The sequence below is a fragment of the Streptomyces sp. NPDC057307 genome, from assembly GCF_042667665.1.
GTDB lineage: Bacteria > Actinomycetota > Actinomycetes > Streptomycetales > Streptomycetaceae > Streptomyces.
In genome coordinates this window covers 75,195-87,267 of record NZ_JBHUZM010000008.1, presented here as the reverse complement: position 1 = coordinate 87,267, position 12,073 = coordinate 75,195, and the positions used below count along the sequence as shown (strand labels likewise).

The following is a 12,073-nucleotide window of genomic DNA, read 5'->3' as shown; positions in this document are numbered from 1 at the left end:
GTTACGTGACGTAGCTGGCGTTACGTGACCACCTCACCCGCTCAACGGGCATCGGGTGAGCAGCGTGGCCGGATCCGCTCCCTCGGGCATCGGGAGCGTGCGGCTGGACGGCGGGCGCCGGTCGTCGTCCAGCCAGCGCTCCAGCGCGACGACGGCCGAGCGGTGACACGGCACCAGCGGGCGGAGCCGGTCGGGGAAGGTGTCGAAGAGCGAGTCGACGTGGGTGCCGCCCTCGACGCGGTAGTAGCGGTGGAGCGAGCCCCGGCCCTCGCGGCGGACCATCGCCGCGTATGTGTCCGAGGTCTTGGAGATCGGCAGCAGCACGTCGAGCGTGCCGTGGAAGGTGATCAGCGGTTTGCCGATCCGGCCGGTCAGCGCGATCTTCGCGACGGCGTCGCGGACCGCGCCCGGCCGTGCGTCGTAGTCGTAGTCGGCGTCGCAGTTGGGCGTTCCCGGCGCGCAGAAGGGTGTCCCGGCCTCGGTGGCGCCGTCGTACTCCGGGTCCAGTTCCTCGCGGTAGATGCGCTGGGTGAGATCCCAGTAGTACTGGTGGTGGTACGGCCAGAGGAATTCCGAGCCGGCCGGGAATCCGGCTTTCACGATCTGCCGGTGGGCGGCGCCGGCGCCCGTGCCACCGGCCGCGTAGTCGGGGTAGGCACGCAGGGTGGGCGGCAGGAAGGTGAGCGGGTTGGGGTCCTCCGTACGCCAGAGAGTGCCCTCCCAGTCGACTCCCCCGTCGTACAGCTCGGGGTGGTTCTCCAGTTGCCACCGCACCAGATAGCCGCCGTTGGACATGCCCATCGCGAGGGTGCGGGAGACGGGGCGCTGATAGCGCTGGGTGGTCACCTTCCGTGCGGCGAGGGTGAGTTGGGTGACCCGGGTGTTCCATTCGGCGAGCGCGTCGCCGGGCGCGGCGCCGTCGCGGTGGAAGGTGGGGCCGGTGTTGCCCTTGTCGGTGGCGGCGAAGGCGTAACCACGGGCGAGCACCCAGTCGCCGAAGGCGCGGTCGTTGGCGTACTGCTTGCGGACTCCCGGCGATCCGGCGACCACGAGGCCGCCGTTCCAGCGGTCGGGCAGCCGGATCACGAACTGCGCGTCGTGGTTCCAGCCGTGGGTGGTGTTGGTGGTGGAGGAGTCGGGGAAGTAGCCGTCGAGCTGGATGCCCGGTACGCCGGTGGGGGTGGCGAGGTCCTTCGGAGTCAGTCCCGCCCAGTCGGCCTCGTCGGTGTGGCCCGAGGCGACCGTCCCGGCGGTCGTCAACTCGTCCAGGCAGACGGCCCGTTGGCGTTCGGCGCCGGGGACGGTGATCGCGTCCATCCCGGCGCAGTGGCCGGGCCGGTCTGCGCCCTCGGCGGGGGGCGGGGCCGCCGGCCCCGCCCCCACCACCATGAGGGCCGCCGCGGCGAGGCACGCGGCGCGGATCCGTCGGACGTACTGCGGGACAAGTGGCATGGGCCATCACTCCGTTGTAAGGATCCGTCGTAAGGACACGACGAGCGACACGACAAGCGACACGTGCGGGGCGCGGCGGGACGCTACCCATCCGTCAGGGGCAGCGAGCGTCGGCGAGGACGTAGTAACCCGTCGGGGACTCCTTGAGCGTGCGGATGACGAACGTGTTGTTGAGGCCCATGTTCTGGTTCGAACCCTTCGCATACACGTAACCACCGCTGGTGGTCGCCCGCGCGGCCCGTACGTGCTCGTAGTTGCTCGCCGTCCAGCAGGTCGCCGCCGCTCCGGTGGTGTCCGCCGTGACCTGCGCCGAGCGGGCGCCCTCGGCACCGTCCGCGCCCCGCGCCGCGACGCTGTACGTGTGCGTGGTCCCGGCGGCCAGACCGCTGTCGGTGTACCGGGGATCGGCCGGCGCGCCCACCCGCGTACCGCCGCGGTAGACCGCGTAGCCGGTCGCGCCGGGCACCGGCTCCCACGCCAGCGCGATGGAGGAGCCGGTCACGCCCGTGGACCGCAGTCCGGTCGGGGCGGACAGGTCTCCGGGGCCCGGCGCGGACGTGTCGAGTCCGAAGAAGCGGGTGACCCAGTAGCTGGAGCAGATCGAGTCGATGAAGTTCGCGGTGCCGGTCGCCCCGCACTGCTCGGCGCCGCCGCCGGGGTCCACGGGCGTGCCGTGCCCGATGGCCGGGACGCGGTTGACCTCCACGGCGACGGTGCCGTCCCCGGCCAGATACTCGTCCCGGCGCGTGTTGTTGGGTCCGACGGTGGAGCTGCGGTCGGGCGTCTGGTCCAGGCCGTGCACCTGGGTCCACTGGTCCCGCAGTTCGTCGGCGTTCCTCGGGACGACGGTGGGGTCGTTGTCGCCCTGCCACACGGACACCTTCGGCCAGGGGCCGGTGTAGCCGGGGTAGGTGTTCCGTACGCGCTGCGCCCAGTCCTGGGGCGTACGGTCCACGCCGGGGCTCATACAGGTGAACGCCCCGAGGACGTCCGTGGCGCAGTCGTACGGCAGTCCGGCCATCACGGCGCCCGCCTTGAAGACGTCGGGATAGGCGGCGAGCATGACGGCCGTCATACCGCCGCCGGCCGAGAGCCCGGTGACATTGACCCGGCCGGCGTCGGCGCCGTAGGCCGAGACGGCGTGGGCGACCATCTGCCGGACGGACGCGGCCTCGCCCTGGCCACGGCCGATGTCGGCGGCCTGGAACCAGTTGAAGCACTTGTTCGCGTTGTTGAGGGACGTCGTCTCGGCGAGGACCAGCAGGAAGCCGTGCCGGTCGGCGAAGGTGGCCAGGCCCGAGTTGTCGGCGTAGATCTGGGCGGACTGCGTGCAGCCGTGCAGCGCGACGACCACCGGCGCGTTCGCCGGGAGGGACGAGGGACGGTGGACGTACATGTTGAGGTTGCCGGGGTTGGCCCCGAAGCTGGTCACCCGCTCAAGGGCGACGGCGGCCTCCGCCCGGGGCGCGGGCGGGAGCAGGGCGATTCCGGCGGCCAGGGCGAGGGCGGCGGCGACACGGCCGAGGACGCGACGCGGACGCCCGCGCCGTCGGGTGGGGGTGGATGCCTGCCGGCCCGAGTGGGACGGCGATACGTGAAACACGGTGACCTCCCGCGACGTTGGTCCGGCCGTCGCCCTCAGGAGGGACGACGGCCGGAGTGGGGTGCGGTCACAGTAGGAAGCGCGCGGACCGCCACGGAATGTGGCGGCGCTCCACAACGCGGCGGCCGCAGGGGGGCCGCCACCTGTTGCGGGGAGCGCGGCGCGGTGCTAGGGGGCGGGGTGCGGCGTTGGGGCGTTGGACGCTCAGGACCAGTCCGGCCCAACCACCCGCCGGTCAGGCGGTGTTCACACCGGCTGTGTGCCGGATGCGGTACGGCTCTGCCACGAGATCGTCAACCGGTCGCTACCACATGCGAGTTGACGCCCAGCATCGTGGGATCCGGATGGTGGCGGACGGGGAATCATGGGGGACTTGTGGTCGTGATGGGCCGAGTGACACGCCTTGGCTGCGCCACGGTGATGGGCGTCGTACTGCTCGCGGGCTGCACCCTCCGGCGGCGATGACGAACCGTCAGAGATCAAGCCCTCCCTGAAGGGTGGCCCCCCACCGACCGGCTCCCCGACCCCGACCGAAGTCGTCGACATCGCCCCCGACCGGCTCCCGAACGCGCGGGCGCAGGCTTCACGGGACCGCGCCTGGGCACCTGGCACATCATGAGCCCGGTCTTCCTCCGACAGGCCGGAACGGCGGGCCAGGACTGGCTGTTCGGCGCCCCCTTCACCGACCCCCGCAGCGTGTCCCGCACCTTCAGGACGGCCTACCGCGAGAAGTACGGCGCGGAAGCCGGGCGCTGGTCCCCGGAGGCGTACGACGCCGTGGGTCTGGTCGCGCGCGCCCTGGAGCCGAACAGCCCGTTGTACTTCCTCTTCCAGGCGCGGGGCGGGACGTTCCGTTTCTTGGGCCGGTACGACCAGGTCGAGTAACTGTGCGGTCTTTTATGGCGTTTCGTCAGCCGCCCCAGCAGGTACGTATACCCACATGGTCGGATCCCCAGGTACGGCGGACGAGTCCGCGAACTCCCCCTCCCCCCATGGCCGCCCGGTCTTCACGGCCGACTTCTCGTCCGAGGACCAGTGGGTGGCCGGCCGCTCCTGGGCCTATCCCGACAGCGGCCCCACCAACCCGGACGACGACAAACTCGACTACCTCACCCCGGACCCCGCCTACAGCAGGACCGGCGTCTTCCGCGCCACCCGGATGCCCCAAGGCACCTGGTACACGGGCCTGTTGACCACCGAGGGCAGCCCCGACGACTTCATGGTCCGCACGGGCGACATCCTCCAAGCCCGGGTCAGGCTCCCCAAGGAGCAAGGGGCCTGGCCGGCGATCTGGACCTGGCTCGACGGCGGCAACGAGATCGACGTGTTCGAGTACCACCCGGACAACCCGGACCTGCTGGAGCTGTCGAACCATGTGAACGGCGGCGAACGCTACTACCGCGACAAGGCGATCCGCCCCGGCGCCTGGGTGGACTTCGAGGTCCGCCTCGGCGCCCGCTCGGTGGTCTGGTACGTCAACGGCACCCGCGCCTACACCAACCGCTCCGGCGTGGGCAGAAACTGGCAGGCCCACCTGATCGTGAACCTCTCGGTCTGCGCGGGCCGCTACCACCCACCCCCGGAACCGAGCACGACGGAGATGTCGTACGAGGTCACCAAGCTCCTCATCCACCGCCCCTGATTCCGGGTCAGCCGCCGAAGAGTCCCCCGAGAAGGCCGCCGAGCGGATCGGTGTCCTCCGACGGGGGGTCGGTCGGGGTGTCGGAGGGTGTCGGCGTGCCGGAGCCCGAACCACCGGTGCCGGTGCCGCCTGTGGGGGACTGTGACGTCGTGGCCTCCGGCGCGCTCGGACTTCCCGATGTCGCGGACGGTGATACGGCGCCGGTCTCCGTCGGGGAAGGGTCGGGCGAGCCGCTGCCGCCGGACCGTGCGCCCGCCGAGGGTTCCGCGGCCTCCCCGGTGCGGGTGGCGTCTCCTGCCCCCGGTGCTCCGCTCTCGCCCGGTCCGGCCTCCGGCGCGCCCGAGACCGAATCCGCCGGACGGGGCGAGGAGTTCCCCGGACTCTCGTCGTTGTTCTCCGTGACCCCCGGTATGGACAGCCAGGGCGGCGCGGAGCCGCCGATCATCGTGCCGCCGAGCACGACGGCGCAGCAGACGCAGGATCCCGCCAGGACCCAGCCGATCCGGCGCAGACGCTTCCGCCGAGGAGCGGCCGTGTCGTCGTACGGTGCCGACTCGTCGTACAACACGGACGGCCCCGGCACGGGCACGTGCTCCGGCTCCGGCTCCGGCTCCGGCTCCGGCTCCGGCTCCGGGGGGATGGTGGGGATGACCTCGGTCTCGGTCTCGGCCTCCGCCTCCGGCTCGGCCTCAGGCGTCTCAGGAGCGTCGGACTGCCTGTCGTTCGCCGCTTGTTCCTCAGGTTCCGCCACGGGCGCGGAGTCGCCGACCTCCTCGGCCCCCGCCTCCGTCGGCCCGGGACCCCCACCGCGCGCGGCAGCCTCGGCCGCCATCCCGGCGACCACCCGCTCCAGCCGGCCGAGCCGGTCGCTCAGGTCCGACGCGTCGTCGCGGGGGGTCTCCTCCCGCTCGGCATCGGTGTCAGCCCGGTGCTCTTCCACAACCGCCCCGCTCAGTGCGTCCCAGTCGTACGACGGATATCCCGCTTCGCCGATGAGACTAGTACTACTGCGCGAAGGCCCATGTCCCCCCGTGGACGAGAACCAGCCTGTCCGACATCCCAAGGCTCACCAACTACGCACCCGGCCTCCCCCGAAGGCCACTCGCCGCACGCGGATCGGGGCTGCGCAGCGCGTCGATCGCTATGCGGGCCGTGGTGCCGATGACGGCGTCCGCCGCGGGCAGGGCGGCGGCCGGGCTGGCGGCGCGGGTGAAGACCGCGACGGCGTAGCGGCCGTGGTCGGGGTATTCGATCACGCCAACCTCGTTACGGAGGGTGGGTGCGCTGCCGGTCTTGCCGGCGACGTGCACCTCGTCGAACGGGAAGCCCGAGGCCAGCCGGTGGGGCCACACCTGGAGACCGAGCAGACGGCGGACCGCCGCGCCGTGCTCGGGGGTGCACGCCTCGTCGCGCCAGATCGCGCCGAGGAGGCGGGTCATGTCGCGCGGGGTGCTGCGGTTGGTCCGGGCGGGGTCCAACGCGCGCATGCGCGCGAGGACTTGGGGATCGGCCAGGGCCTGCGGCCCGCCCTGTCCCGCGTCCTCCCGGATGGTGGTGATGAACTCGCGGAAGGTCTGCACCGCGTGGGTACGGGTGAGGCCCAGCCGCTCGGTGGTGTCGTTGACGGCGTCGAGGCCGACGCGTGCCAGCAGCAGCTCGGCGGCGGTGTTGTCGCTGACGGCCATCATCAGATAGGCCGCGTCGCGCAGGGAGAGACGAGCCGGATCGAGCATGGCGGAGAGCCCGGTGGGCCCCGGCGTACGGCCGTCGGCCGGGGACTCGACCTGTTCGGTCAGGGCCAGGTGCCCCGCCTCGGCGCGCTGATGGAGCGCGACGAGCAGGCAGAGTTTGTGGACGCTCGCGGTGACGACCGGTTGATCCGCGCCCGCGTCGATCTGTGCGCCGGAGTCGATGTCCACGGCGTGCAGCCAGCCGGTGACGCCGGCTTCGGCGAACGCGGCGTGAATGCGGTCGCGCGCGTGGTTGCGTGGGTGGTGGCGGGTGGTGGGCTCGGTCATATCCAGTACTCCGCCGTCGGGCGCAGATGCAGCGGGCCGGAGGACACGTCGGGGCCGGCGGAGGCGGTACGGCCCAGGGCGTCGGTGACGGTGTCGGCGAAGGCCCGTACGGCGGCGTCGCCCCGGCCCCGTGGCCAGGCCGCCGAGTGCCGCCAGGCCAGCGGCGCGCCGCTCAGTGGGCGCCAGACGAGGTCGGGGTCCCCGGGCCGGTGGGCGTCGCGCGGGCCGAAGGCGATGGCGCGGCTGGACAGGAGCAGACCGCGTATGAAGCTCGGTCCCTGGCCGTGCCGGACCGCGGCGGGGGTGTAGCCGTGCCGGGCACAGGTGGTCAGGAGTTCGTCGTGGACGGCCGGGGCGTGGGCGCGGGGGAAGAGGATCAGGTCGTAGCCGGTGAGTGCGGCGAGCGGGACCGTTTCGAGCCGTGACTCGGCGGCGTCCTGCGGCAGCAGGACGCCGAGTTCGTGGCGCAGGACGGGGCCCAGCTCCAGCCCGGACACGTCGCAGGGGTGGTGGATGAGGCCGACGTCGAGGTCGTGCGAGGCGAGTCGGGCGAGTTGCTCGGCGGTCGGCAGCTCGTGCAGTTCCAGCTCCACACCGCCCTCGCGCTCCTGGAAACCGGCGAGGATCGCGGCCACGGACTCACCGGTGATGTCGGGCGGCAGGGCAGCGCGCAACAGCCCGCTGTGACCGTCCTGGATACGGCGGGCCGTGGCCATCAGCGCCTCCGAGTGCGCGAGCAACTGACGGGCCTCGTCGAGCAGGAGTGTGCCTCCCTTGGTGATCGTCACCTGCCTGCTGGAGCGCTCGAAGAGGCGGACACCCAACTCCCGCTCCAGGCGCTGGATGCGCTGCGACAAGGGTGGTTGGGCCACGCCGAGACGCTGGGCGGCGCGGCCGAAATGTAACTCTTCCGCAACAGCCACAAAGCACTGGAGATGGCGTATCAGGTCCACGACCAGCAATCATACTGATTATTGATCGATGCATGAGCCATATCGGTCTTGGACGTGAACGGGCGGGCGTTGTTCTCCTCGGGGCGAAGCGTCCGAGCAGAGCTGTACGAGAGGAAACCCGCCGCCACATGTCCCGCCACACCTCCCGCCGCGCCGCACTCGCCACCCTGACCGGCCTCGCGACCCTCCCCCTCATCGGGTGTGACACGAGCACCCAGGCCGCCACGAAGGCCAGCCGGCCCCCGTCCGGTGCCCCGCCCACGCCCGACGCCCGGACCAGGCGCGCCTTCGCCGATCTGGAGCGGAAGTTCGACGCCCGGCTCGGCGTCTACGCGATCGACACCGGCAACGGCCGGTCCATCACCCACCGGCCGGACGAACGATTCGCGTACGCCTCGACCTGCAAGGCGCTGCTCGCCGCCGTCATGCTCGAAAAGCACTCCCTCGGCCGGCTCGACCGGCTCGTACGGTACGACCGGGACGATCTGGCCGGCGCCGGCTACTCGCCGATCACCGAGAAGCACTTCGACACGGGCCTCACCCTGCGCGAGCTGTGCGACGCCGCCGTCCGCTACAGCGACAACGGAGCGGCCAACCTCCTCTTCCGTGAGATCGGCGGCCCCAAGAACCTCGAAGCCGCCCTCGTCTCCATCGGTGACCGCGTCACCCGGTGCGACCGCTACGAGGAGGCGCTCAGCGAAGCCGCCCCCGGCGACCTCCGCGACACCAGCACACCCCGCGCGCTCGCCACCGATCTGCGTACGTACGTCCTCGGCGACACCCTCGCCCCCACCAAGCGCGCCGTGCTGACGGACTGGCTCAAACGCAACACCACCGGTGACAACGTCATCCGGGCGGGCGCCCCGGCCGGCTGGCAGGTCGGCGACAAGACCGGCACGGGCGGCTACGGCACCCGTAACGACATCGCCATCGTCTGGCCGCCCAAGGCCGCCCCGATCGCCATCGCCGTGCTCTCCCGGCGTGATGCCAAGGACGCCGAGCCCGACGACGCCCTGCTCGCCGGAGCGGCCAAGGTCGCCCTCGGCGCGCTCGCCTGACCACGCGTCAGCCTGCGGGGCAGCCCGCGGGTCCGCGTGCGCGTCGGACCGCGCGTCAGCCCGGCGCGGGCGCACACTCCAGCGCCGCGAGTTGCCCGGCCTCGGTCGATTCGATGCGGGCCGCCTGCGCCTCCGTGACCACGTCGCACACCCAGTCCCAGTGCAGCGCCACGAGGTCCCCGGGCGCGAGCCCCGGGATCAGCGAGCGGCCCCCCGTCGACCAGCGCACGGACTCCTCGCGGGGCGGTCCGGGGATCAGGGCCGTACCCGTCCAGGTGAGCGGGCGGGACTCGACCGTGGCCGACTCGCCCGCGACCGAGCGGACCACGCCCGTGCGGATGCGGCACTGGCCGAGGACCGACAGCGCCGTCGGATTGCCCGAGGAGCGCAGCAACTCCGCCCACGGGTAGACGTCGAAGACCTGGAAGCTGTGGTGGGCGAGGGCGCGGTCGGACGCCTCGCGCCAGGTGCCGCCCAACTGGCCGCGGAAGCGGTCGCGCATACGGGCCAGCAGGGCCGCCGGGTCGGCCCGGTCCAGGAGGTCGTTGCCGATCCAGTACGCCTCGACGACGCGCTCGTCGAGCGGGTCGTCGAGGCCGGCCGTCTCGGCGAGGAATTCGAGGTAGCACCAGGCGCCCTCGAACTGGCGGGCGCCCCGCTCGATGCCCTCGGTGTCGGCGGGGCGCAGCAGCGCCGCGGAGTCCGTGGGGCCGCAGTAGCCGAGTTCGTTGGGCGGGTAGGCGTACCGCGCGAAGAGGACCGCGCCGCGCTCGCTCATTCAGCAGATCCTCGGGAGTTGTTCGCCGACGGGGAGAGCGACGACCCGGGAGCCGCCGAGCCCGGTTCTGGCCACCACCATGCCGGGGTGGTCGGGTACGCAGGTGCCGATCCGGCGGGCTCCGCGTCCCAGCGGATGCGCCTGGAGGGCGGCGAGGACCTCGTCGGAGCGGTCCGCGGGGACGATCGCGATCAGCTTTCCCTCGTTCGCCACCTGGAGCGGGTCGAGCCCGAGCAGGCTGCACGCGTCGCGCACGGTGTGCGGTACGGGCAGGTCCCGCTCGATCAGTTCGACGCCGACCCCCGACGCGGCGGCGATCTCGTTCAGCGAGGCGGCGACGCCACCGCGTGTGGGGTCGCGCAGCACATGGATGTCGGCGCCGGTGGCGAGCATCGCGCCGACCAGCCCGTGCAGGGGCGCGGTGTCGCTCTCGACCGTCGTACCGAAGTCCAGGCCGTCCCGGCAGCTCATCACGGCCACACCGTGCACCCCGATGTCGCCGCTGATCAGCACGGCGTCGCCGGGCGCGGCGCGGCGCGGGCCGATGTCGACGCCCTCGGGGATCACCCCGATCCCCGAGGTGTTGACGTAGACGCCGTCACCGCTGCCGCTGTCGACGACCTTGGTGTCGCCGGTGACCAGCCGGACCCCGGCCGCCCGTGCCGCCGCGCCCATGTCCTGGGCGATCCGGCCGAGATCGCTGAGCGCCGTGCCCTCCTGGAGGATGAACGCGGACGACATGAACAGCGGCGTCGCGCCGGACATCGCCAGGTCGTTGACGGTGCCGTTGACGGCGAGGTCCCCGATGGAACCGCCGGGGAAGAACATCGGCCTGACCACGAACGAGTCGGTGGAGAAGGCCAGTCGGGTGCCGTCGCCGACGGTGAGTACGGCGGAGTCGCCCAGTTCGGGTGCGGCGGCGGAGCCGTACGCGGGAAGGAAGAGGTGCTCGACCAGCTCGGCCGACATCGCCCCGCCACCGCCGTGGCCCATGACGACCGTCGGGGTCGTGCGGAGGGGGACGGGGCAGGTCCAGCTCTCGAAGTCGAGGCCGTTGCCGTCGGGTACGGGCGCCGGGGCGGGTACGTGGTCGGTCGTCCCGGCCCCGCCCCGGATCTCGGTCTCGGTATCGGTCTGGCTCTGAGTCTCGGTCTCAGTCACTTCGCATCGACCAGTTCCAGTCGGCGGTAGGTGAAGTACGCGGCGCACGCGCCTTCGGAGGACACCATCGTGGCGCCCAGCGGATTCCTCGGGGTGCACTCCTTGCCGAAGGCGGCGCACTCGTGCGGCTTGATCAGTCCCTGGAGTACGTCGCCCGAGCGGCACAGCGCCGACTCGGCGGTGCGGATGTCGGCCACGTCGAATCTGCGCTCGGCGTCGAACTCCGCGTACTTCTCCGACAGTCGCCACCCGCTGCCGGGAATCATGCCGATGCCGCGCCAGGTCCGGTCGGTGACCTCGAAGACGTCGCGCAGCATCTCCATGGCGGGGAGGTTGCCCTCGTCGCGTACGGCGCGGGGGTAGGCGTTCTCCATCTCGTGGCGGCCCTGTTCGAGCTGCAGAACTGTGCGGCGGACGCCTTCGAGGATGTCGAGCGGTTCGAATCCCGTGACGACGATGGGGACTTGGTACTTCTCCGCCAGCGGCGGGTACTCGGAGGTCCCCATCACGCTGCACACGTGCCCGGCGGCGAGGAACGCCTGTACCCGGCAGGTGGGGGACTCCATGATGGCGGCGATCGCGGGCGGTACGAGCACATGCGAGACGAGCAGGGAGAAGTTCCGTACGCCGAGACGTCGGGCCTGATGGACCGTCATGGCGTTGGCGGGGGCGGTCGTCTCGAAACCGATGCCGAAGAAGACGACTTCCCTGTCGGGGTTGTCTCGGGCGATCTTCAACGCGTCGAGCGGGGAGTACACGACGCGTACGTCGCCACCCGCGCTCTTCACCGAGAACAGGTCCTGGCTGCTGCCGGGCACCCGCAGCATGTCGCCGAAGGAGCAGAAGATGACACCGGGGCGGGCGGCGATCGCCAGCGCCCGGTCGATGATCTCCAGCGGGGTCACACAGACCGGGCAGCCCGGCCCGTGGATCATCTCCACTCCGTCGGGCAGCAGTTGGTCGATACCGTGCCGGATGATCGAGTGGGTCTGGCCGCCGCAGACCTCCATCATCGCCCAGGGGCGGGTGGTGACCGCGTGGATCTGGTCGACCAGCCGCTTGGCGAGATCGGGGTCGCTGAACTCGTCGAGGTACTTCACTGTCCGGTGCCTTCCACTGATTCCCGCTGTCTGGCGGCGAGTTCGAAGCCGTCGCCGAACTCCTCCTCCAGGAGCCCGAGTTGCTCGAAGTTCGCCAACGTGCGCAGGGCCGACGTCTCGTCGAGCCGCTGGATGGCGAAGCCGACGTGGACGACGACGTATTCGCCGATCTCCGCGTCGGGGATGTACTGGAGGCAGACCTCCTTACGTACGCCGCCGAAGTCGACCTGGGCCATCACGGTGCCGTCGACCTCGGCCGTACTGAGCACCCGCCCGGGGACTGCCAGACACATGGCGCCTCTTCCTTC

12 protein-coding genes are annotated in these 12,073 nt (G+C 71.6%); 3 read left to right on the top strand and 9 right to left on the bottom strand.

Annotated features, from left to right (window positions below):
• Positions 1–33 precede the first annotated feature (33 nt).
• Complete coding sequence (locus ACFUN8_RS05405; protein WP_383631758.1) at positions 34–1,452, bottom strand: 3-hydroxybutyrate oligomer hydrolase family protein; 1,419 nt, start codon at positions 1,450–1,452, stop codon at positions 34–36.
• A gap of 94 nt (positions 1,453–1,546) precedes the next feature.
• Positions 1,547–3,055: a PHB depolymerase family esterase gene (locus ACFUN8_RS05400; RefSeq protein ID WP_383631755.1), complete on the bottom strand. Its 1,509-nt coding sequence runs from the start codon at positions 3,053–3,055 to the stop codon at positions 1,547–1,549.
• Between the two features lie 615 nt (positions 3,056–3,670).
• Between ACFUN8_RS05400 and ACFUN8_RS05395 the strand changes: the two genes are divergently transcribed.
• Positions 3,671–3,940 carry a hypothetical protein gene (locus tag ACFUN8_RS05395; protein ID WP_383631752.1) on the top strand — a complete coding sequence of 90 codons (270 nt, stop codon included), beginning with the start codon at positions 3,671–3,673 and terminating at the stop codon, positions 3,938–3,940.
• Between the two features lie 55 nt (positions 3,941–3,995).
• Positions 3,996–4,697: a beta-glucanase gene (locus ACFUN8_RS05390; RefSeq protein WP_383631749.1), complete on the top strand. Its 702-nt coding sequence runs from the start codon at positions 3,996–3,998 to the stop codon at positions 4,695–4,697.
• 7 nt (positions 4,698–4,704) lie between these two features.
• Here ACFUN8_RS05390 and ACFUN8_RS05385 read toward each other — a convergent pair whose 3' ends face one another.
• The 3 genes from ACFUN8_RS05385 to ACFUN8_RS05375 form a co-directional block, all read right to left on the bottom strand.
• The gene (locus tag ACFUN8_RS05385; protein WP_383631746.1) at positions 4,705–5,637 is read right to left on the bottom strand and encodes a hypothetical protein; all 933 of its coding nucleotides are present in this window, start codon (positions 5,635–5,637) and stop codon (positions 4,705–4,707) included.
• Between the two features lie 133 nt (positions 5,638–5,770).
• Positions 5,771–6,715 carry a serine hydrolase gene (locus ACFUN8_RS05380; RefSeq protein ID WP_383631741.1) on the bottom strand — a complete coding sequence of 315 codons (945 nt, stop codon included), beginning with the start codon at positions 6,713–6,715 and terminating at the stop codon, positions 5,771–5,773.
• The gene (locus ACFUN8_RS05375; protein WP_383631881.1) at positions 6,712–7,638 is read right to left on the bottom strand and encodes a LysR family transcriptional regulator; all 927 of its coding nucleotides are present in this window, start codon (positions 7,636–7,638) and stop codon (positions 6,712–6,714) included. Before ACFUN8_RS05375 ends, ACFUN8_RS05380 begins: the two co-directional genes overlap by 4 nt.
• A gap of 158 nt (positions 7,639–7,796) precedes the next feature.
• Between ACFUN8_RS05375 and bla the strand changes: the two genes are divergently transcribed.
• A complete protein-coding gene (bla, locus tag ACFUN8_RS05370; RefSeq protein ID WP_383631737.1) occupies positions 7,797–8,726 on the top strand; it encodes a class A beta-lactamase in 930 nt (309 codons plus the stop codon).
• A gap of 55 nt (positions 8,727–8,781) precedes the next feature.
• Here the strand turns inward: bla and ACFUN8_RS05365 are convergent, their stop codons facing one another.
• The 4 genes from ACFUN8_RS05365 to ACFUN8_RS05350 all read right to left on the bottom strand — a co-directional run bounded on the left by ACFUN8_RS05365 (position 8,782) and on the right by ACFUN8_RS05350 (position 12,058).
• Complete coding sequence (locus ACFUN8_RS05365) at positions 8,782–9,504, bottom strand: DUF6390 family protein (protein WP_383631734.1); 723 nt, start codon at positions 9,502–9,504, stop codon at positions 8,782–8,784.
• Positions 9,505–10,497: a hydrogenase expression/formation protein HypE gene (gene hypE, locus ACFUN8_RS05360; protein ID WP_383631878.1), complete on the bottom strand. Its 993-nt coding sequence runs from the start codon at positions 10,495–10,497 to the stop codon at positions 9,505–9,507. It lies immediately after the preceding gene.
• Positions 10,498–10,661: 164 nt separating this feature from the next.
• Entirely contained in the window at positions 10,662–11,765 is a 1,104-nt protein-coding gene (gene hypD, locus ACFUN8_RS05355; protein ID WP_383631731.1) for a hydrogenase formation protein HypD, read from the bottom strand.
• Positions 11,762–12,058: a HypC/HybG/HupF family hydrogenase formation chaperone gene (locus tag ACFUN8_RS05350; RefSeq protein WP_383631728.1), complete on the bottom strand. Its 297-nt coding sequence runs from the start codon at positions 12,056–12,058 to the stop codon at positions 11,762–11,764. Before ACFUN8_RS05350 ends, hypD begins: the two co-directional genes overlap by 4 nt.
• Positions 12,059–12,073: the final 15 nt, after the last annotated feature.